Origin of the sequence: Nocardioides cremeus, from assembly GCF_030518195.1 — a bacterium.
GTDB lineage: Bacteria > Actinomycetota > Actinomycetes > Propionibacteriales > Nocardioidaceae > Nocardioides > Nocardioides cremeus.
Genome location: NZ_JAULSC010000003.1, coordinates 275,630 through 296,190 on the forward strand (window position 1 = coordinate 275,630; position 20,561 = coordinate 296,190).

Genomic DNA, 20,561 nt, shown 5'->3' on the forward strand with positions numbered 1-20,561 from the left:
GCTCAGATGAGCTCGAGGAGGGTGCCGGTGGCCATGGCGCCGCCGGCGCACATGGAGACGAGGGCGGTGGAGAGCTCGCGGCGCTCGAGCTCGTGCAGGGCGGTGGTGATCAGGCGGGTGCCGGTGGAGCCGACGGGGTGGCCCAGGGCGATGGCGCCGCCGTTGACGTTGACCTTGTCCATGTCGACGTGGTGCTGGCCGGCCCACGACAGCACGACCGAGGCGAAGGCCTCGTTGACCTCGAAGAGGTCGATGTCGGGGATCGTCATGCCGGTGCGGTCGAGCACCCGCTGGGTGGCCTCGATCGGCCCGTCGAGGTGGAAGTAGGGGTCGGAGCCGACCAGGCAGTGCGTGACGATCCGGGCGCGCGGGCGCAGCCCGAGGGCGCGCGCCTTCGCCTCGTCCATGATCAGCACCGCCGAGGCGCCGTCGGAGATCTGTGAGGAGGTGCCGGCGGTGTGCAGCCCGTCGGGCAGCACGGTGCGCAGCCCGGCGAGCCCCTCGAGCGTGGTCTCGCGCAGGCCCTGGTCGGTGTCGACCAGGCGGGTCTCGCCGGTGGGGGAGCCGTCCTCACCCAGCACCGGCGCGTCGTACGCCGCGATCTCGCGCTTGAAGCGCCCCTCGTCGACCGCGACGCGGGCCTTCTGCTGGCTGGCGAGCCCGAACGCCTCGAGGTCGGCGCGGCCCAGCCCTCGGTGCCGCGCGATCCGGTCGGCGGCCTCGAACTGGTTCGGCATGTCGATCGTCCAGTCGGCGGGGCGCGGGTCGCCCATCCCGGCCGGCACGTTGGCGCCGAGGGGGATGCGCGACATCGCCTCGACGCCGCAGGCGATCCCGACGTCGATGGTGCCGGCCGCGACCATGTCGGCGACCAGGTGGGCGGACTGCTGGCCCGAGCCGCACTGGGCGTCGATGGCGGTGCCACCGGTGTGCTGGGGCAGGCCGGCGTGCAGCCAGGCCCGGCGGACCATGTCGTTGGACTGCTCGCCGGCCTGGGTGACGCAGCCGCCGACGACCTGCTCGACGAGGTCGGCGTCGATGCCGGCACGCGCGATGACCTGGCGCTGCACGAAGCCGAGCAGCTGCGCGGGGTGCACGCCGGCGAGCCAGCCGTTGCGCTTGCCGAGGGGGGTGCGGACGGCGTCGATGATCACTGGGGTGCCCATGGGAGAAAACTAGAACACGTTCTCACTCTGCACAAACAAATCTCGCCGGACGGCTAGTGCGACGTACTGCCGGTATGTAGCCTCTCTCACTAGAACACGTTCCACCCGCCGCCACGATGGAGAAGTGCCAGTGACCCAGCTCGACACCCGCGACACGGTCTTCGACCCCACCGACCCCGACACCCTGGCGGCCGGGGTGCCGCACGAGGAGCTGCTGCGCCTGCGCCGCACCGCCCCGGTCTCCTTCGTCCCGCAGCGGGCGGAGGCCCGCGCCGGGTTCCCCGACCACGAGGGCTTCTGGGCGGTGAGCCGGCACGCCGACGTGGCAGCGGTCTCGAAGAACCAGACCGACTTCTCCACCCGCGAAAACGGCGTCATCATCCGCTTCGGCCCGGAGATGACCCGCGACGAGGTCGAGGGCTCGAGCTTCCTGCTGATCAACAACGACGCGCCCGACCACACCAAGCTGCGCCAGATCGTCTCGCGCGCGTTCACCCCGCGCGCCATCAACGCCCTGCACGACAGCCTCAAGGCGCGGGCCGAGAAGATCGTCGACGACGCGATCGCCAAGGGCGAGGGCAACTTTGTCGAGGACGTCGCCGCCGAGCTGCCGCTGCAGGCCATCGCCGACCTGCTCGGCGTGCCGCAGGAGGACCGTGGCCGGCTCTTCGAGTGGTCCAACCAGCTGATGTCGTACGACGACCCGGAGGTCGAGGGCGACCAGATGGTGGCCTTCGCCGAGATCCTCGCCTACTCCATGGCGCTGGCCGACGACCGGCGCCAGCACCCGCGCGAGGACATCGTCACCCGGCTGATCAGCGCCGACGTCGACGGGCGCGGCCTGACCGACGACGAGTTCGGCTTCTTCATGATCCTGCTCGCGGTGGCCGGCAACGAGACCACCCGCAACGCCATCACCTGGGGCCAGCACGCGTTCATGGCCGACCCCGCCCAGTGGGAGCTCTTCTGCCGGGAGCGCCCGCGCACCGCGACCGACGAGATCATCCGCTGGGCCACCCCGATCACCGCCTTCCAGCGCACCGCGCTGCGCGACGTCGAGATCGGCGGTGTCGTGGTGCCGAAGGGGGAGCGGGTCGGGCTGCTCTACGCCAGCGCGAACTTCGACGAGGACGTGTTCGAGGACCCCTTCACCTTCGACATCACCCGCGACCCCAACCCGCACCAGGCCTTCGGCGGGCACGGCGCCCACTACTGCATCGGCGCCAACCTGGCCCGCATGGAGGTCGACCTGATGTTCAACGCCATCGCCGACCGCGGCCTGCAGATCCGCCAGCTCGGGGAGCCCGACCGGCTGCGCAGCGGCTGGGTCAACGGCGTCAAGGACCTCCGGGTGTCCTACCGATGAGCGTCGACGGCCTGGTCCCGGCGACCTTCGACCCCACCGACCCCGACCTGGTCTGGGAGGGCGTGCCGCACGAGCAGTTCCGAGCGCTGCGCCGCCACGAGCCGGTGCACTGGGTCGAGCAGCCGCAGTCGTCGCGCGACGGCATGTCGGTCGAGTCCGGGACCGGCTACTGGGCGCTGTCGGCGTACGCCGACGTCGCGGCGGTCTCCAAGAACAGCAAGGACTTCTCGGCCTCCGAGAACGGCGCCATCATCCGCTTCACCGAGGGGATGCAGCGCGAGCAGGTGGAGATGCAGCGCGTCATCCTGATCAACCAGGACGCCCCCGAGCACACCTCCACCCGCCAGATCATCTCGCGCGGCTTCACGCCCCGCTCGATCGCACGGCTCGGGGAGATCATGGAGCAGCGCGCCGGGCAGATCGTCCGCGACGCCGTCGAGCGGGGCAGCGGCAACTTCGTCGAGGAGGTGGCGGCCGAGCTGCCGCTGCAGGCCATCGCCGACCTGATCGGCGTACCGCAGGAGGACCGGCGCAAGCTCTTCGACTGGTCCAACGAGATGCTGGCCTCCGACGACCCCGACTACCAGGGCGAGCCCGACGTGGCCGCCGCCGAGATCCTCGGCTACGCCATGGGCCTGGCCGCCGCCCGGCGTGCGGAGCCGCGCGACGACCTGATCACCAAGCTGCTCACCGCCGAGAAGGAGGGACGCGGGCTGACCGACGACGAGTTCGGCTACTTCGTCATCCTGCTCACCGTCGCCGGCAACGAGACCACCCGCAACGCCATCTCGCACGGCATGGCCGCCTTCCTGGACAACCCCGAGCAGTGGGAGCTGTGGAAGCGCGAGCGCCCGGAGACGATGGTCGACGAGGTGATCCGCTGGGCGACCCCGGTCAGCGTCTTCCAGCGCACCGCGCTGCGTGACGTGGAGGTCGGCGGCGTGCCGGTGCGCAAGGGCCAGCGGGTGGGGCTGTTCTATGCCAGTGCGAACTTCGACGAGGACGTGTTCGAGGACCCGTTCACCTTCGACATCACCCGCGACCCCAACCCGCACCTGTCCTTCGGCGGCCACGGGGCGCACTACTGCATCGGTGCCAACCTGGCCCGCCTCGAGGTGCGGGTGATCTTCGACGCGCTCGCCGAGCACGCTCCGCACATCCGGCGCACCGAGCAGGAGCGCCGGCTGCGGCACAGCTGGATCAACGGCATCAAGGAGCTGGGCGTGGCCTACGCCTGACGCCCCGGCCGACCAGCGCGAGCCGCCCGGTCAGGCGCCCGCGACCTGCTCCCCCCGGCGGTCGCGGGCGTCGTCGCGCGCGGTCAGCACCAGCGGGCCGTCCTCGGTGACCGCGACGGTGTGCTCCATGTGGGCGCCGCGGGCGCCGTCGGCGCTGCGGATGGTCCAGCCGTCGGCGTCGGTGTAGATCTCGTCGGTGGTGTGCACGAACCACGGCTCGATCGCGATGACCAGCCCCGGCTTGAGCTTGAAGCCGCGACCGGGCCGCCCGTCGTTGGGCACGTGCGGGTCGCCGTGCATCGTGCGCCCCACGCCGTGGCCGCCGAACTGCAGGTTGACCTTCAGCCCCCCGGCCCGGGCCACCTCGCCGATGGCGGCCGAGATGTCGCCGATCCGGTTGCCGACCGTGGTGGCGGCGATGCCGGCGGCCAGCGCCCGGTCGGTGACCTCGATCAGGTGCAGGTCCTCGGGGCGCGGCGTGCCGACCACCATGCTGAAGGCCGAGTCGGAGACCCAGCCGTCGACGCTGGCGGCGAAGTCGACGCTGAGCAGGTCACCGTCGGCGAGCACGTAGTCGTGCGGCAGGCCGTGCAGCACCGCGTCGTTGACCGAGGTGCACAGCACCTTGCCGAAGGGTGAGGCGCCGAAGGAGGGGTGGTAGTCGATGTAGCAGGACTCCGCACCGCGCTCCCGGATCATCCGGTGGGCGATCGCGTCGAGCTCGAGCAGGTTCATGCCGACGTCGGCGACCTCGGAGAGCCGGGTGATGACATCGGCCACGAAGCGTCCCGCGGGACGCATCTGCTCGATCTGGGTGGGCGTGCGCAGCTCGATCATGCAACCGAGCCTACGGCGTCAGTGCTGGGGCTTCTCCGCGCCCACGACCCACATCGAGAAGAACTGCGAGCCGCCGCCGTAGGCGTGGCCCAGGGCCCGCCGGGCCCCGTCGACCTGGTGCTCCCCGGCCGCCCCGCGCACCTGCAGCGCCGCCTCGCCGAAGCGCAGCATGCCGGAGGCGCCGATCGGGTTCGACGAGAGCACCCCGCCCGAGCAGTTCACCGGGAGCCGGCCGTCCATGGCGGTCTCGCCCGACTCGGTGAGCTTCCAGCCGGTGCCCTCCTCGGCGAAGCCGAGCGACTCCAGCCACATCGGCTCGAACCAGCTGAACGGCACGTAGATCTCGGCGACGTCGATCTCGTCGATGGGGGAGGTGATGCCGGCCTGCTTCCACAGCGAGGCGGCGGCGTCGCGGCTGGCCTGCGGGTTGACCTGGTCGCGCTCGGCCGCCGTGGTCGCCTCCGAGCGCATGGCGGTGCCGTGGATCCAGGCCGGGTTGGGCGAGGAGGCGGCGACGTCCTCGTCGACGATCACCAGCGCGCAGGCACCGTCGGAGGACGGGCAGGTCTCGTCGTAGCGGATCGGGTCCCACAGCATCTGCGAGGCCAGCACCGACTCCACGGTGGTGCCCTCGTTGTGCAGGTGGGCGTAGGGGTTGCGCAGCGCGTTGGTGCGGTCCTTGGCCGCCACGACCGCCCCGACGTGGGTGGGTGCGCCCGAGCGGCGGATGTAGGAGCGCACGTGCGGGGCGAAGTAGCCGCCCGCCCCGGCGTGCACGGGCATGTTGAAGGGCACCGGCACCGAGAGCGCCCACATCGCGTTTGACTCCGACTGCTTCTCGTAGGCGACCGTGAGCACCTTCTTGTGCACCCCGGCCTGCACCAGCGAGGCCGCCACGATCGCGGTGGACCCGCCGACCGAGCCGGCGGTGTGCACCCGCAGCAGCGGCTTGCCGGCCGCGCCCAGGGCCTCGGCCAGGAACAGCTCGGGCATCATCACGCCCTCGAAGAGGTCGGGGGCCTTGCCGACGACGATCGCGTCGATCTCGTCGAGCGTGAGGCCGGCGTCCTCGAGGGCCCGGTCCATCGCCTCGCGGCACAGCCCGGCCATCGACACGTCGTCCCGCTTGGCGCGGTGGTGGGTCTGGCCCACCCCGATCACGGCGGCTGGCTGCTTGCTCATCGGTCTCCTCCGTCGGTCGAGCCCGTCGAGGCATCCAGGGTGCACACGAGGTTCTGCTGCAGCGCCGGGCCGCTGGTGGCGTGGGCCACCGCCTTGTCGGACTCCCCGGCCCAGACCCGCCTGGCGGCCTCGCCGATCCGGATGCCACCGGCCGAGAACATCGGGTTGCTGGTCAGGGCACCGCCCGAGGGGTTGATCCGTACGTCGTCGCCCAGTCCCAGCTCGCGGCGCAGCACCAGCTCCTGGTGGCTGAACGGCGCGTGCAGCTCGGCGAGGTCGACCCCGTCGAGGTCGAGCGCAGCGCCCGAGCGCGCCGTCGAGGGCGAGCGGGTCAGGTCGCGGGTGCCCATGCTCATCGGGTCGACGTGGTGGGAGATGCCGCTCAGCCACGCGGGCCGGTCCCGCACCTCGCGGGCCCGGTCGCCGGCGGCCAGCACGATCGCGGCCGCCCCGTCGGTGACCGGCGCGCAGTCGTGCTTGCGCAACGGGTCGGCGTACATGGGGCGGGAGAGGAGGTCGGCGACCGAGGAGCCGCCCTTGCGCACGGCGTACTCGTTCTTCTCGGCGTCGGTGAGCGAGCGGTTGGCGACCTCGGCCATGGCCTGCTCGTCCCAGAGCCCGGCGTCGAGGCCGGCGCGGGCCTGCAGCCCGGCCAGCGACACGGTGTCGGGCCACAACGGCGTCATCGTGTAGGGCTCGAGCTGCAGGGCCAGGGTGCGCCGCAGCAGGCCGGCCGAGCTCTTGCCGAAGGCGTAGACCAGCGCGGTGTCGACCTCGCCGGTCTGGATCTTCAGCCACGCCTCGTAGACCGCCCAGGCCAGGTCCATCTCGACGTGCGACTCGTTGACCGGCGGGATCACCCCGATCGCGTCGACGGCCTGCACGAACGAGAACGAGCGGCCGGCCAGGTAGTCGGAGGAGCCGGAGCACCAGAAGCCGATGTCGCGCCGGCTCCAGCCGGTCTGCTCGTAGCACTCCGCGAAGAGCGGCACGAGCAGCTCCACGCACGTGGGGGACCCGTCGAACTCCTGCATCTGTCGCTGGGCGAACCCGACGACGGCGACGTCTCTCATGCGTCTCTCTTCCCGGCTCAGAGGTGCTGGCTGTAGGTGTCGTAGGCGGCGTCCGGTTCGCCGGTCGGCCTGAAGTGGCTGATGTTCTCGATCGTGGTGCCCCACTCCTCGCGGGGCTTCCAGACGGCCTCGACCCGCATCCCCATCCGCACCTGGTCGGCGGGGATGTCGAGGATCAGGTGCAGGAAGGCGATGTCGGCTCCGTCGAGCAGCACGTACGCCGACACGTACGGCGGTGTGATCCGCTGGCCCAGGAACGGCACGTTGACGATGCAGAAGGTCGTCACCGTGCCGGTCTGCGACAGCTCGACCTCGTCGGTGGTGGGGGTGCCGTCGGCCGGGCAGGCGCTGCGCGGCGGCACGTAGACCTTGGCGCAGGTGGGGCAGCGCTGCCCCAGGATGCGGCCCTCGGCCAGGCCTCGGTAGAACGCCGACTCCTCGGGGGAGGCGGCGTAGGTGTAGTCGAGGGCGACCGGGGTGACGACGCCGGTGACCGGGTCCAGCGTGCTGCGCGGGCCGGGCGCCGGGGGCGCCGGGTCGGTGACCGGCTCGAACCCCTCGATGTCGGTGATCGCGCCGGTGCGCTCGGCGCGCCAGCGGACCCGGACCCGCATGCCCGTGGACACCTCGTCCGGCGAGGCCACGTCGAGGGCGTGCAGGAAGGGCTTGGTGGCCCCGTCGAGCAGCACCAGCACGAAGGCGAAGGGCCGGTCGAAGGGCTGGGCGGCGACGGGCTCGGCCACCCACGACCAGCTCACCACGGTGCCGGTGGGGGAGACCTCGACGAAGTCGGTGGTCGCGGCGTGCGTCACCGGGTCGTACTCCGGGGGCGGGACGACGACCTCGCCGTCGCTGGTGCGCCCGGCGACCAGCACCCCATCGCGCAGGCCGGTCAGGAAGCGGCCCAGGACCGGGCCGGTCGACCGGGTGTAGTCGAAGGCGACGGTGACCGGGGCAGACAGGGTGCGCGACATGAGGACGAAAGTAGAACACGTTCTATCTTCCGTGCAAGGGGTCTGGCAGGCTGTCGCCCATGAAGTTGGGACTGCAGCTGGGGTACTGGGGCGCACAGCCGCCCACCCACCACGCCGAGATCGTCCGGGCCGCCGACGAGTCGGGCTTCGACGCGGTCTTCACCGCCGAGGCCTGGGGCTCCGACGCCTTCACGCCGCTCGCGTGGTGGGGTCGCGAGACCACGAACGTGCGGCTGGGCACCTCGATCGTGCAGATGTCGGGGCGCACCCCCACCTCGATCGCCATGCACGCGCTGACCCTCGACCACCTCAGCGGTGGCCGGATGGTGCTGGGCATGGGTGTGAGCGGGCCCCAGGTGGTGGAGGGCTGGTACGGCGAGCCCTTCGCCAAGCCGTTGGCGCGCACCCGCGAGGTCGTCGACATCATCCGCCAGGTGCTGCGCCGCGAGGGCCCCGTGGTCAACGACGGTCCGCACTACCCGCTGCCGTACGCCGGCGAGGGGTCGGTCGGCCTGGGCAAGCCGCTGAAGTCGATCACCCACCCGCTGCGGGCCGACATCCCCATCTGGCTGGGCGCCGAGGGGCCCAAGAACGTCGCCCAGACCGCCGAGATCGCCGACGGGTGGATCCCGATCTTCTACACCCCGAAGTCGGCCGGCATGTACCGGCCCTGGCTCGACGAGGGCTTCGCCCGCGAGGGCGCGCGGCGCACGCGCGAGAACTTCGAGATCGCCGCGACCTGCCACTTCCAGGTCGTCGCCGACGCCGACGAGAAGCAGCGCGTCGTGGACGGGATGAAGCCGGTCGTGGCGCTCTACATGGGCGGGATGGGCGCCAAGGAGGCGAACTTCCACAACCAGGTCTTCGTGCGGATGGGCTACGAGTCGCTCGCGGCCGAGGTGCAGGAGCTCTACCTGGCCGGCAAGAAGGACCAGGCCACCGCCCTGATCCCCGACGAGCTCGTCGACGACATGCACATCATCGGCACCACCGGCGAGGTCAAGGAGCGGGTTGCGCAGTGGGAGGAGACCGGCGTGACCACGCTGATGCTCTCCCTGAACACCGCCGAGGAGGTCCGCTCGGTCGCCGAGCTCCTCGCCTGACCCCGTCGTTGGTCGAGCAGTGACGAGCGCCAGCGAGGAGCTGGGTGGGTGGCGTGCTCGCCGTACGCCGTGTGGTTGCGAGGTCTCGGCGTCGCTCGAGCCTTCGGCCCTCGCTGCTCGACCAACGGCGGTGCGCTCCGTTGGTCGAGCAGTGACGAGCGCCAGCGAGGAGCTGGGTGGGTGGCGTGCTCGCCGTACGCCGTGTGGTTGCGAGGTCTCGGCGTCGCTCGAGCCTTCGGCCCTCGCTGCTCGACCAACGGCGGTTCTCGGCGTGCTCGCCGTACGCCGATCGGTTGCGGGGTCTCGGCGTCGCTCAAGCCTTCGGCCCTCGCTGCTCGACCAACGACGGTGCCCTCGCTGCTCGACCAACGGGGCACCTTCGCTGCTCGACCAGAGAGAGTCTGGCGCAGAATTGGAACACGTTCTAGTCTCAGCGCCATGCCTGACAACGACCTGCGCACCGGCACCCACAACGGCCACCTGATGGCGGCGGCCCTCAAGCGGCACCGCGACCGCCCGGTGATGCACCTGGGCGACGTCACGCTCACCGGGGGGCAGGTCGCCGACCGGATCAGCCAGTACGTGCAGGCCTACGAGTCGCTCGGGGCCGGGCGCGGCACCGCCGGCGCCCTGCTGGCACTGAACCGGCCCGAGGTGCTGTTCATCATCGGCGCGGGCCAGACCCAGGGCTTCCGGCGTACGTCGCTGCACCCGCTCGGCTCGCTCGAGGACCACGCCTACGTCATCAACGACGCCGAGATCACGACGCTGACCATCGACCCGAACCCGATGTTCGTCGAGCGGGCGCTCGGGTTGCTCGAGAGGTGCCCCCGGCTCGACAAGGTGCTCACGATCGGGCCGGTGCCGGACGAGCTGAGCCACGTCGGCCACGACCTCGCCGCGGCCGCGGAGCGCTGCGAACCGCGTCCCCTCGAGGCGGTGACCCTGCCTCCCGACCACATCGTGTCGATCACCTACACCGGCGGGACCACGGGCAGGCCGAAGGGCGTGGTGGGCACCGCGCAGGCGATGACCACCATGACCCAGGTGCAGCTCGCGGAGTGGGAGTGGCCGGAGTCGCCCCGGTTCCTGATGTGCACCCCGCTCTCGCACGCCGGCGCGGCGTTCTTCGTGCCGACGGTGATGAAGGGCGGCACCCTCTTCGTGCTCGACAGGTTCGATCCCGCCGAGGTGCTGCGCACCATCGAGGAGCAGCGGATCACCGCCACGATGCTGGTGCCCTCGATGCTCTACGCGCTGATGGACCACCCCGACTCCCGCACCCGCGACCTGTCCTCGCTCGAGACCGTCTACTACGGCGCCTCGGCGATCAACCCGGTCCGCCTGCGGGAGGCGATCGACCGGTTCGGCCCGGTCTTCGCCCAGTACTACGGGCAGTCCGAGGCGCCGATGGTCATCACCTACCTGGCCAAGGACGACCACGTGGGCGGTGACGACCGGAGGCTGGCCTCCTGCGGGCGGCCCTCGGCCTTCCTGCGCACCGCCCTGCTCGGCGAGGACGGCTTGCCGGTGGCACCTGGTGAGCCGGGGGAGATCTGCGTCGCCGGCCCGTTGCTGGCCGGCGGCTACTGGAAGCTGCCCGAGGTGACGGCCGAGACCTTCCGTGACGGTTGGATGCACACCGGCGACGTGGCCCGAGAGGACGAGGACGGCTTCTGGTACATCGTCGACCGCACCAAGGACATGATCGTCACCGGCGGCTTCAACGTCTTCCCGCGCGAGGTCGAGGACGTGGTCGCCGAGCACCCGGCGATCGCCCAGGTCGGCGTCATCGGCACGCCGCACGAGAAGTTCGGAGAGGCCGTCACCGCCGTCGTCGTCGTGCGCGAGGGCCACGAGCTCACCGACGAGGTGGTCGCCGAGATCCAGCAGCTGGTCAAGGAGCGCAAGGGGTCGGTGCAGGTGCCCAAGCAGGTGGTCGCGACCGACGCGCTGCCGTTGACCGGGCTCGGCAAGCCGGACAAGAAGGCGCTGCGCGCGCAGTACTGGACGGGGGAGCGCGCCGTCGGCTGAGCCCGACTGAGTCCCGCGGCGACCGCGGCGCGCGCCCCGCGTCAGCGCCCGGTGAAGCGGGGCGCCCGCTTCTCCAGGAACGCGCGGGGGCCCTCCTTGGCGTCGTCGGAGGAGAAGACGGCCGCCCCCACGCGGGCGTCGTCGGCCCAGCACTCGTCCTCGTGCCTGCCCTCGGAGTCGCGCATGGTCCGCAGGATCGCCTGCACGGCCAACGGGCCGTTGGCGGCGACCAGGCCGGCCAGCTCGCGCGCCTTGGCCAGCGCCTCGCCGTCGGGGACGACGTGGCCGACCAGGCCGAGCTCCTTGGCCTCGGCGGCCCGCAGCGTGCGCCCGGTCAGCAGCAGCTCGGCGGCGACCGTGTACGGGATCTGCCGGGGGAGCCGGACCGCGGAGCCACCCATCGGGTAGAGCGACCAGCGCGCCTCGGCCACCCCGAACTTCGCCGACTCGCCCGCGACCCGGATGTCAGTGCCCTGCAGGATCTCGGTGCCGCCGGCGATGGCCGGGCCCTCGACGGCGGCGATCAACGGCTTGGTGAGCCGGAAGCCCTTGAGCAGGCCCTTGATCACGGTCGGGTCGTACTCGCCGGACTCGAAGCTCTCGGACGGCGGCTTCTCGTCGGCGGCCTGCAGGTCCATGCCGGCGCAGAAGTAGCCGCCGGCGCCGGTCAGGATGCAGACCCGGATCTCGTCGTCGGAGTTCACCCGGTCCCAGGCCTCCTCCATGATGCGCAGCATCTGCCCCGACAGCGCGTTGCGGCGCTCGGGCCGGTTCATGGTGACGACCAGGACGTGGCCCTCCTGCTCGACGAGGCAGTGCGGCTGCTCGGTGCTGCTGCCCGAGCCGTCGGTGCCGTCGGAGCCGTCGGGAGAGGTGGGCGGGGAGTCGCTCTGAGCGGTCATGGCGCGAGACTCTAGCCAAGAATGAGAACGTGTTCTAGTCTCCGGACGTGGCCAAGAACATAGCTGATCTCTTCGAGCACGCCGTCGACGTCGTCCCCGCGAACCCCGCTGTCAAGCTGGGTGACGAGGTGGCGACCTATGCCGACCTCGAGGCCCGGGCCAACCGCCTGGCCCACTACCTGCAGGCCCAGGGCGTCGAGCCCGGCCAGCACGTCGGTGTCTATGCCAAGAACTCCATCGACCACGTGGTGGCGGTGCTGGCGATCCTCAAGATCCGCGCCGTGAGCATCAACGTGAACTACCGCTACGTCGAGAGCGAGCTCAATTACCTCTTCGACAACGCCGACCTCGTCGCGCTCGTCCACGAGCGCACCTACGCGCCCCTCGTGGCGGCCTGCGCCCCGCAGCACCAGCGGCTGCGCACCTACGTGGCGATCCGCGACGTGAGCGCGCCCGACGACGACAGCGACCTGGCCTCCTTCGGCGGGGTGACGCTCGAGGACGCGGTGGCCGGCCAGAGCGCCGAGCGCGACTTCGCCGAGCGCAGCGAGGACGACCTGCACATCATCTACACCGGGGGCACCACCGGCTTCCCCAAGGGCGTGATGTGGCGCCACGAGGACTTCTGGCGGGTGCTGGGCGGTGGCATCGACTTCTACACCGGCGCCGACCTCGACGAGCACGACCAGTCCAAGCAGGCCACCGACCCGCGGATGGTCACCTTCCCGCTCAGCCCGCTCATGCACGGCGGCGCCCAGGCCGGCCTGCTCATGCACCTCTTCGCCGGCCACCTCACGGTGCTCGAGCCGAAGTTCGACGCCCGCCGCACCTGGGAGGTCATCGAGAAGGACAAGGTCCAGCTCATCTTCATGACCGGTGACGCGATGGCCCGCCCGCTGATCGAGGAGTACGAGCGCAAGGCCGCGACCGGCACGCCGTACGACGCCTCGAGCCTCTTCGCGATCTCCAGCAGTGCCGCGATCTTCAGCCACCCCATCAAGCAGCGCTGGATGGAGGCCTTCCCCGACGCGATCTTCACCGACTCGGTGGGAGCCTCCGAGACCGGCTTCCAGGGGATGGGGATGCAGGACAAGGAGCACATCAGCACCGACGGCCCGGTCATCGGCCTGGGTCCGCGCAGCGTGGTCATCGGCGAGGACGGTCGCTTCCTCGACATGACCGAGGACGTCGGTCGCACCGGCCGGCTCGGACGCGGCGGCTCGGTGCCCGTGGGCTACTACAAGGACCCCGAGAAGTCGGCCGCCACGTTCATCGAGATCGACGGCGAGCGCTACTCGGTGCCCGGCGACTTCGCCCGCATCGAGACCGACAACCGCATCACGCTGCTGGGCCGCGGTTCCAACTGCGTCAACACGGGCGGCGAGAAGGTCTTCCCCGAGGAGGTCGAGATGGCCATCAAGGGCCACCCGGCCGTCTACGACGTGCTGGTCGTCGGCATCCCGGACGAGACCTACGGCCAGGCCGTGGCCGCGGTCTGCGAGCTGCGCGAGGGTGCGAGCCTCGAGCTCGACGAGCTGCGCGAGCACCTGCGTGAGCACCTCAGCGGCTACAAGCTGCCGCGCCACCTGACCCTCGTCGACCGCGTGCCCCGCAACGCCACCGGCAAGGCGCAGTACGTCGCGGCCAAGAAGATGATCACCGACGCCAGCGTCGCGTCGGTCTGACCCCCCCCGGACCAGGAGAGCCTCCGTGCGCACCACCCTCTGCGACCGCTTCGGCATCGAGCACCCGATCTTCGCCTTCACCCCCTCCGAGCACGTCGCCGCCGCGGTCTCGCGCGCCGGCGGGCTCGGGGTGCTCGGCTGCGTGCGGTTCAACGACACCGACGAGCTCGAGCGCACCCTGAGCTGGCTCGACGACAACACCGACGGCAAGCCCTACGGCGTCGACATCGTGATGCCGATGAAGGTGCCGACGGAGGGCTCGTCGATGGACCTGGGCGCGATGATCCCCGAGGAGCACCGCCGCTTCGTCGACGAGACGCTCCTCAAGCTGGGCGTCCCGCCGCTGCCCGAGGGCGAGGGGAGGGAGGGCGTGCTGGGCTGGCTGCACTCCGTAGCTCGCTCGCACCTCGACATCGCCCTGGCGCACCGGCCGGTGCTGATCGCCAACGCCCTGGGCTCGCCGCCCGTAGACGTGATCGAGCAGTGCCACGAGCGCGGCGTCGCCGTCGCGGCCCTGGCCGGTGCGGCCAAGCACGCGGCCAGCCACGTCGCCAACGGCGTCGACATCATCGTGGCCCAGGGCTACGAGGCCGGCGGCCACACCGGCGAGATCGCCTCCATGGTGCTGACTCCCGACATCGTCGACGCCGTCGGGCCCGACGTGCCGGTGCTCGGCGCCGGCGGCATCGGCTCCGGCCGCCAGGTCGCCGCCTCGCTGGCGCTGGGCGCCCAGGGGGTGTGGACCGGGTCGATCTGGCTCGGCACCGAGGAGTACCGCTCGCTGTCGGGCAGCGCCGGCTGGGAGACCGCCTTCCTGCGCGCCACCTCCAGCGACACCGTGCGCAGCCGGGTCTACACGGGCAAGCCCGCGCGGCTGCTCAAGACCCGCTGGACCGAGGCCTGGGCGCAGGAGGGTGCCCCGGAGCCGCTGCCGATGCCGCTGCAGAACCTGCTGGTCTCCGACGCGCACAACCGCATCAACGCCTCCGGCGACCCCGACGTCGTCGCGATGCCCGTCGGCCAGATCGTGGGCCGGATGAACCAGGTGCGCCCGGTCGCCGAGGTGATGGCCGAGCTGGTCGCCGGCTTCGAGGAGGCCGTCGCGAACCTCGAGAAGGTCCGCGGCTGAGGCCAGCACACCCGCACGAGACGCGAGCCCCGCCCCGGACGTCCGGGGCGGGGCTCGTCGTACGACGGCCTGCGCGGCCTCAGGCGTAGGAGCGTCCGCGCTCCTCGCGCGTCCAGAGGATGCCGCCGCCGGCGCTGACGCCCTCGGCGACCAGCTCGCGCTTGAGCACCTTGTTGGTCGCGGTCGAGGGCAGGTCGTCGTTGAGGCGCACGTAGCGCGGCCACGCCTTGGGGGAGAGGTCGGGCTGGGAGGCGAGGAACTCCTCGAGCTCCGCAGGCGTGAGCCGGGCCTCGTCCTCGAGCACGATCGCGGCCATCACCTGGTCGCCCACGCGCTCGTCGGGGACGGCGTACACCGCCACCCGGCTCAGGCCCGGGAGGCGCTGCAGGATCCGCTCGATCGGTCCGGCGGCCAGGTTCTCGCCGTCGACGCGCATCCAGTCGGCGGTGCGCCCGGCGAGGTAGATCCAGCCGTCGGCGTCGCGGTAGGCCAGGTCGCCCGACCAGTACATGCCGTGACGCATCCGCTCGTCGTCGGCCTGCGGGTCGTTGTAGTAGCCGGAGAAGTAGCCGCGCCCCTGCGTGTTGACCAGCTCGCCGACCGCCTGGTCGGCGTTGGTGAGCGCGCCGTGCTCGTCGAAGATCGCCACCGCGCACTCGGTCACGCTCTCGCTGTCGTAGATGGCCACCCCGTCGGCACCCCTGCCCACCGAGCCCGGCGGGGTGCCGTCCTCGCGCTGGATGATGATGGCCAGCTCGGTGGAGCCGAAGCCGTCGACGACGCGGCAGCCGAAGCGGCGTGCGAACTCCTCGATGTCGCGGTCGCTCGCTTCGTTGCCGAAGGCCGCCCGCAGCGTGTTGTCGGCGTCGTCGTCACGCTCGGGCGTGGCCAGCACGTAGGCCAGCGGCTTGCCGACGTAGTTCATGTAGGTGACGCCGTGCTTGCGCACGTCGTCGAGGAAGCGCGACGCCGAGAACGTGGCCGGCACCATCGTGGCGCCGCACGTCAGCGCCACCGCCCAGCCCGCGGCCACCGCGTTGGAGTGGAAGAGTGGCATCGCGAGGTAGCAGACGTCGTCGGAGCCGAGCGAGAACCGGCCGACCAGGTCGAGGCCCGAGAAGACCGGGAGGATGTGCGGCACCTGCACGGCCTTCGGGTCACCGCTGGTGCCGCTGGTGAAGATCATCATCAAGGTGTCCATCGCGCCCACCTCGCGGTGCGGCGTGAGCGGACCTGCGGCGGCCACCTCGTCGGCCCACTCCTCGGAGTCGACGTCGACGACGCGGGCCCCACCGAGGTCGAGCCCCTCGACCAGCGGCAGGTGCGCCCGGTCGGTGAGGAGGACCTGGCAGTCCGCGCGGCGTACGTCGGCCGCCAGCGACTCGCCGCGTCGCGTGGTGTTGATGCCGCAGAGCACGTAGCCGGCCAGGCCGGCCCCGGCCATGGCGCGCAGCATCTCGGGGCCGTTGTCGAGGAGCGTGCCCACGTGCACCGGCCGGTCGGGGTCGACCGTGGCGACCAGCGCGGCGGCCTCGGCCAAGGCCTCGGCGAGGTGCTCGCGCCAGGTCCACGACCGGTCGCCGTGGACGAGTGCGGTGCTGTCGTCCTCGAGACGCTCGCGCAACAGCTGCTGGATGTTCTCGGCCATCGGGGACCCCCTGGTGGAACGTGTTCTAGTTGACGCGCGTCAACCTATGGCGTGGGTCACAGGGGGTCAAGGGTTGCCGGGTGCCCAGGGTGCTCGGCCCTCCTGCGGCGGTCGGCGAGACCGGGGGGATGGTGTCGCCGACCGCCGCCACGCTGACGGCCTGCGAGAGGGGGGATTCTCTGCCGTCACCCCCGACACTGCCCGCTCGAAAAGCGGAGGAGAAGGCTGTTTCTCGGCGTCCCGCCGAGGTATCCGCGTGCGCGCGGTGGTCTCGGACCAGCAGTTTGATCCAGCGGGAGGCAGGAGTTCCGACCGGCGTCCACGGAGGCTGTGCCGGGCTCCGGTCGTGTCGTGCGACGCCCGACGAGAGTAGCGCGTCCCGGCCCGGGCGGCCCCGATCTCGCGTACGTTCTGGCACGTGCCAGCACCGGTCTACGCCGACACCGCCCGTCTCCTGCCCGCGGCGCTGGACCGCGCGGCCGAGCTCGTGCACCGGCACCCGCGCCGGGCCGAGCGGCTGGCGCTGTGGGTCGAGCGCCGCGCCGTCCTGCACGGCCAGCAGGCCCGGGCCAGGTACGTGCGAGCGCAGGTGCTGACCGAGCGCGGTGAGCTGGACGAGGCACTGCGGCTCATCGCCGACGCGCGGGCCCTGTGGACCGAGGACGGCGACGTCCTCGCTGCGCTGCGCACGGACCTCGGCCGCATGCACGTGCTCGACGACCTGGGTCGGCACCAGGAGGCCATCGAGGTCGGCGAGCAGCTCGTGTCGGCACTGGGCGAGCTCGTGACCGGCCCCGAGGAAGGCGGCGGCGTGGAGGCGGAGGCGCGCTACCTGCGCGCGCACGCCGTCAAGAACCTGGGGGTCGCCTACGGGCTGGTGGGACGGCACGCCGCCGCGCTCGAGGCCTACGCTCGTGCTGCTGACGAGTACGCCGCGCTCGGACGGCACGAGGAGACGGCGCTCCCGCTGGCCAACACGGGCGTGGAGCTGCTGGCGCTGGGGCGCCCGGGGGAGGCGCTGACCGCCTTCGCGCGCGCCATCGAGATCTTCGAGCGCGCCGACGACCCGGTCTTCGCCGCCCAGTGCCGTGGCGATGCCGCGCAGGCGCACCGTCAGCTGGGGCAGATCGGTGAGGCGCTGCGGTTGCTCGAGGAGGCGAGAGGCAGCCTCGAGCGGCTGGGGGTCACGACGGAGGCGGTGCGGCTGCGGCTCGCGCTCGCGGAGACCCACCTCGCGGTCGGCCTGTGGGGCGAGGCGCGGGACGCGGCGTCCTCGGGGGCCCTGGAGGCCGCCCGGTCGGGACTGCGCCACGACGAGGCGACCGCCCGCTTCCTGCTGTCCCTGTGCGAGCTGGCCGAGGACCGGAGCGCGTCGGCGCTCGACGAGCTCACCGCTGCGCACGCACTCTTCTCTGCGGTCGACGACCACCAGTTCCTCGCCCGGGTCGCGCTCGCCCGCGCGGAGGCGCTGGCTCGGCTGGGGTGCAGGCAGGAGGCCAAGGAGACCGCGGCGAGCTGCGCCGCCAGGCTGGAGGAGGGCGGCTGGCAGGTGCCCCTGGTGAGCGCCCGCCTGCTGCAGTGCGACCTCGCTGAGGGGCCCGATGAGGCAGAGACGCGACTCCTGGAGGTCGCCGGGCTCGTGGACGGCCTGGACCTGCCCGAGCTCAGCTACGAGCACCAGCTGCGCACCGCGCGGGTGCTCCGGGCGCGAGGAGACCTCGACCTCGCGGTGCACCACCTCGACCGAGCGCTGGCCGAGCTCGAGCGAGCGACCGGGGCGCTGCCCGACTACGCCCTGCTGACGTCCTTCCGCACCCACCGCTCACAGGCCCACGGCGAGCTGGTGGAGGTCCTCCTCGAGCGCGGTCGTCCCGGTGACGTCGAGGCCGCCAGCCGGGTCGCCGACGACGTGCGCGCCCGCACCCTGACAGACCTCCTGGCCCGTGCTGCCGGCAGGGGGCCGGTGCTCTCAGCAGCCGGGCGCGACCTGGGCGAGGCCTTCGCCGAGCTCAGTGAGCAGTACCTCGCCGAGGAGCATCCCGCCGTCGGGCGCCCGGACACGTCCCGCGCCCGCACGCGCGAGCTGGAGCGACGGGTGAACAGCCTGCGCACGCGCCACCTGGGCGGTGGCGCTGCTCCTCGCGACGTCCGCGACCCCGCCGACGGACGGGACGTCTTGGCGCCGACGCTCGCCTACCACGTCTCCGGCGGCGACATCCTCGTCTTCGTCCACCGCTGCGACGAGGTCGTCTCGCGTCGGCTGCCCGCGGCGATGGGCCGTCTGCACCGGCTGCTCGACGACCTCGACGACCAGTGGACGCGGGCGGCGATCGCGGCGACGCACGTGGCTCTCGGGGCTGCACGGCTCGTCCCTTCCGTCCAAGCCACCCTGCGGGACCTGCACGACCTGCTCGTGGCTCCGGTGGAGGACCTTCTCGACGGCCTGGGGCCGCGGTTGTGCGTCGTCCCCGACGGGGTGATGGGCAGCATCCCCTTCTCGGTCCTGCACGACGGGGACGGGTACCTCTTCGAGCGCTGGTCGATCACGCTGGCGCCCAGCCTGCTGCCCGCCGGCACGCCGCCGCTCGAGCTGCGCTCGGACGCGTCGGTCACCGTCGTGGGCGTCGCGGACGACGACGCGCCCTCGGCCGCCGAGGAGGCGAGCACCGTCGCTCGGCACCACCAGCACGCGGTGCTGCTGGACGGGCCCGCGGCGACCGTGCACGCCGTCACCGCCTCGGTCACCGGCGCCGACCTGGTGCACGTGGCCTGCCACGGCCGGCACCAGCCGGACGCCCCGCTGTTCTCACGGCTGCGGCTGCACGACCGCTGGATGTCGTCCGCCGAGATCGTCCAGCTCGACCTGGCCGGTGCGCTGGTCGTGCTCAGCGCGTGCCAGTCGGGCACGCACGGGAGGCACCGTGAGCCGGTGGGCCTGGCCTGGGCGTTCCTCGCCGCTGGGGCGGCGAGTGCCGTGGTGGCCCAGTGGCACGTCGCGGACGCGGCCACCGCCCAGGTGATGGCGTCCCTGCACGCGGGACTGGTTGCTGGCCTGCCCGCCGACGAGGCGCTGCGGGCGGCCCAGCGCGAGGCCGCGGGGGCAGAGCTGCACCCCTACTTCTGGGGAGCCTTCGCCCTCGTGTCGAGCCCGGCACCGCGCGCACACGGTGTCGCCTGCACGGCCCCCTGATCCAGGGACGACCACCGGTCTAGACGGGCGGTGACCAGCCCGTAAGACAGTCGTTGACTTGGTGTCGTGACTTCCCCCCGGAACCGAGAACACCGTGCCGATGCAGCTGCCCGAGCCGACACCGTCCGGGCCGGCGCGCGCCGACGGCCGGTCGCAGATCTCGGACGCGGAGCTGCTGCGGCGGATCCGCGAGGGGCACACGGAGGCCTGGGACGTCCTGGTCGACCGGCACCAGCAGCTGGTCTACAGCGTGGCGCTGCGCAGCGGCCTGGAGCCGCAGGACGCCGTGGACGTCGCCCAGTCGTCCTTCCTGGCACTGCTCGAGAGCCAGGACTCGCTCCAGGACGGGGAGCGGCTGGTCGGGTGGCTGGTGACGGTCACCCGTCGCCAGGCCTGGAAGGTCCGGGAGCGCAGGCACCGCGAGCGCCCGGCCGCCGAGCCGCAGGACCTCGCCACCGACGAGCAGGTGGACAGCGGCGGGTTGCTGGACTGGGAGCAGCTCAGCGTCCTGCACGCCGCTGTCGACCAGCTCGGCAGCCCGTGCCGCGAGCTGATCAGGGCCCTGTACCTCGACGCGCGGCAACCGACGTACACCCAGGTCGCCCGGGAGCTGGGGCGTGCGGTGGGTGGCATCGGCCCGCTGCGTGGCCGCTGTCTCGAGAGGCTGCGACGGATGCTTGAGGAGACGTCGTGACCGGCTCGTCACCGCTCCCACGGGGCATGGCCGCCGACTGGGTCGAGGGACGGCTGGCCCCCGACCTGGCGGCGCGAGCAGCAGAGCTGGCCTCGAGCGACCCCGACTTCCGCGCCGAGGTCGCCTTCGTCCACATGATCATCGCGGCGGGTCGCGACCTGCCACTGGTCGAGCCGCCTCCCGTGCTGCGGCAGCGGCTTCGCCAGTCCTTCCAGGACTGGCACCGCTCATCGACATCCCGCGCGAGCCGGTTGCTCGAGGTGGTCGCCGCCCTGGTGTTCGACAGCCGGCGCCAGCAGCTCGGCCTGGCCGTCCGCGGGGCGGGCGACGGGCTGGGCGG

General features: G+C 72.0%; 16 protein-coding genes. 9 read left to right on the forward strand and 7 right to left on the reverse strand.

Annotated features, from left to right (window positions below):
- Window positions 1–2 precede the first annotated feature (2 nt).
- A complete protein-coding gene (locus tag QWJ41_RS05635; RefSeq protein WP_302706323.1) occupies window positions 3–1,166 on the reverse strand; it encodes a steroid 3-ketoacyl-CoA thiolase in 1,164 nt (387 codons plus the stop codon).
- Between the two features lie 130 nt (window positions 1,167–1,296).
- Between QWJ41_RS05635 and QWJ41_RS05640 the strand changes: the two genes are divergently transcribed.
- Together QWJ41_RS05640 and QWJ41_RS05645 are read left to right on the forward strand one after the other, a co-directional pair.
- Window positions 1,297–2,532, forward strand: coding sequence for a cytochrome P450 (locus tag QWJ41_RS05640; protein WP_302706325.1), 1,236 nt, complete (start codon window positions 1,297–1,299; stop codon window positions 2,530–2,532).
- Window positions 2,529–3,770 carry a cytochrome P450 gene (locus QWJ41_RS05645; protein ID WP_302706327.1) on the forward strand — a complete coding sequence of 414 codons (1,242 nt, stop codon included), beginning with the start codon at window positions 2,529–2,531 and terminating at the stop codon, window positions 3,768–3,770. The genes QWJ41_RS05640 and QWJ41_RS05645 overlap by 4 nt, the downstream gene beginning before the upstream one ends.
- A 30-nt stretch (window positions 3,771–3,800) precedes the next feature.
- On the opposite strand, the gene map is transcribed toward QWJ41_RS05645, so the two are convergent.
- From map to QWJ41_RS05665, 4 genes are read right to left on the reverse strand one after another with little or no spacing between them, the layout of a single operon-like run.
- Complete coding sequence (gene map / locus QWJ41_RS05650; protein WP_302706328.1) at window positions 3,801–4,607, reverse strand: type I methionyl aminopeptidase; 807 nt, start codon at window positions 4,605–4,607, stop codon at window positions 3,801–3,803.
- A gap of 18 nt (window positions 4,608–4,625) precedes the next feature.
- Window positions 4,626–5,789: a thiolase family protein gene (locus QWJ41_RS05655; RefSeq protein ID WP_302706330.1), complete on the reverse strand. Its 1,164-nt coding sequence runs from the start codon at window positions 5,787–5,789 to the stop codon at window positions 4,626–4,628.
- Complete coding sequence (locus QWJ41_RS05660) at window positions 5,786–6,862, reverse strand: thiolase family protein (RefSeq protein WP_302706331.1); 1,077 nt, start codon at window positions 6,860–6,862, stop codon at window positions 5,786–5,788. The genes QWJ41_RS05655 and QWJ41_RS05660 overlap by 4 nt, the downstream gene beginning before the upstream one ends.
- A gap of 17 nt (window positions 6,863–6,879) precedes the next feature.
- Window positions 6,880–7,836 carry a Zn-ribbon domain-containing OB-fold protein gene (locus tag QWJ41_RS05665; protein ID WP_302706332.1) on the reverse strand — a complete coding sequence of 319 codons (957 nt, stop codon included), beginning with the start codon at window positions 7,834–7,836 and terminating at the stop codon, window positions 6,880–6,882.
- A gap of 59 nt (window positions 7,837–7,895) precedes the next feature.
- Here QWJ41_RS05665 and QWJ41_RS05670 point away from each other — a divergent pair, with 59 nt between their 5' ends.
- On the forward strand, window positions 7,896–8,939 hold the full coding sequence (locus tag QWJ41_RS05670; protein ID WP_302706333.1) for an LLM class F420-dependent oxidoreductase: 1,044 nt from the start codon (window positions 7,896–7,898) through the stop codon (window positions 8,937–8,939).
- 438 nt (window positions 8,940–9,377) lie between these two features.
- The gene (gene fadD8, locus QWJ41_RS05675; protein WP_302706335.1) at window positions 9,378–10,973 is read left to right on the forward strand and encodes a fatty-acid--CoA ligase FadD8; all 1,596 of its coding nucleotides are present in this window, start codon (window positions 9,378–9,380) and stop codon (window positions 10,971–10,973) included.
- A gap of 41 nt (window positions 10,974–11,014) precedes the next feature.
- Here the strand turns inward: fadD8 and QWJ41_RS05680 are convergent, their stop codons facing one another.
- On the reverse strand, window positions 11,015–11,875 hold the full coding sequence (locus QWJ41_RS05680) for a crotonase/enoyl-CoA hydratase family protein (RefSeq protein ID WP_302706337.1): 861 nt from the start codon (window positions 11,873–11,875) through the stop codon (window positions 11,015–11,017).
- 47 nt (window positions 11,876–11,922) lie between these two features.
- Between QWJ41_RS05680 and QWJ41_RS05685 the strand changes: the two genes are divergently transcribed.
- A complete protein-coding gene (locus tag QWJ41_RS05685; RefSeq protein WP_302706338.1) occupies window positions 11,923–13,560 on the forward strand; it encodes an acyl-CoA synthetase in 1,638 nt (545 codons plus the stop codon).
- Between the two features lie 25 nt (window positions 13,561–13,585).
- Window positions 13,586–14,689, forward strand: a complete 1,104-nt coding sequence (locus tag QWJ41_RS05690) for an NAD(P)H-dependent flavin oxidoreductase (RefSeq protein WP_302706340.1) — start codon at window positions 13,586–13,588, stop codon at window positions 14,687–14,689.
- A gap of 79 nt (window positions 14,690–14,768) precedes the next feature.
- On the opposite strand, the gene fadD1 is transcribed toward QWJ41_RS05690, so the two are convergent.
- Entirely contained in the window at window positions 14,769–16,337 is a 1,569-nt protein-coding gene (fadD1, locus tag QWJ41_RS05695; protein WP_302706341.1) for a fatty-acid--CoA ligase FadD1, read from the reverse strand.
- 418 nt (window positions 16,338–16,755) lie between these two features.
- On the opposite strand from fadD1, the gene QWJ41_RS05700 reads away from it, so the two are divergent.
- From QWJ41_RS05700 to QWJ41_RS05710, 3 genes are all read left to right on the forward strand, one after another.
- Window positions 16,756–19,527, forward strand: a complete 2,772-nt coding sequence (locus QWJ41_RS05700) for a CHAT domain-containing tetratricopeptide repeat protein (protein ID WP_302706342.1) — start codon at window positions 16,756–16,758, stop codon at window positions 19,525–19,527.
- A 100-nt stretch (window positions 19,528–19,627) separates the two neighbouring features.
- Window positions 19,628–20,221, forward strand: coding sequence for an RNA polymerase sigma factor (locus QWJ41_RS05705; protein ID WP_302706343.1), 594 nt, complete (start codon window positions 19,628–19,630; stop codon window positions 20,219–20,221).
- A partial coding sequence (locus QWJ41_RS05710; RefSeq protein ID WP_302706345.1) for a hypothetical protein occupies window positions 20,218–20,561 on the forward strand: 344 nt, incomplete at its 3' end. The genes QWJ41_RS05705 and QWJ41_RS05710, both read left to right, overlap by 4 nt.

Coding starts and splice junctions, on each gene's coding strand:
- QWJ41_RS05635 (WP_302706323.1), bottom strand. CDS start 1,166: ATGGGCACCCCAGTGATCATCGACGCCGTCCGCACCCCCCTCGGCAAG.
- QWJ41_RS05645 (WP_302706327.1), top strand. CDS start 2,529: ATGAGCGTCGACGGCCTGGTCCCGGCGACCTTCGACCCCACCGACCCC.
- map (WP_302706328.1), bottom strand. CDS start 4,607: ATGATCGAGCTGCGCACGCCCACCCAGATCGAGCAGATGCGTCCCGCG.
- QWJ41_RS05655 (WP_302706330.1), bottom strand. CDS start 5,789: ATGAGCAAGCAGCCAGCCGCCGTGATCGGGGTGGGCCAGACCCACCAC.
- QWJ41_RS05660 (WP_302706331.1), bottom strand. CDS start 6,862: ATGAGAGACGTCGCCGTCGTCGGGTTCGCCCAGCGACAGATGCAGGAG.
- QWJ41_RS05665 (WP_302706332.1), bottom strand. CDS start 7,836: ATGTCGCGCACCCTGTCTGCCCCGGTCACCGTCGCCTTCGACTACACC.
- QWJ41_RS05670 (WP_302706333.1), top strand. CDS start 7,896: ATGAAGTTGGGACTGCAGCTGGGGTACTGGGGCGCACAGCCGCCCACC.
- fadD8 (WP_302706335.1), top strand. CDS start 9,378: ATGCCTGACAACGACCTGCGCACCGGCACCCACAACGGCCACCTGATG.
- QWJ41_RS05680 (WP_302706337.1), bottom strand. CDS start 11,875: ATGACCGCTCAGAGCGACTCCCCGCCCACCTCTCCCGACGGCTCCGAC.
- fadD1 (WP_302706341.1), bottom strand. CDS start 16,337: ATGGCCGAGAACATCCAGCAGCTGTTGCGCGAGCGTCTCGAGGACGAC.
- QWJ41_RS05705 (WP_302706343.1), top strand. CDS start 19,628: ATGCAGCTGCCCGAGCCGACACCGTCCGGGCCGGCGCGCGCCGACGGC.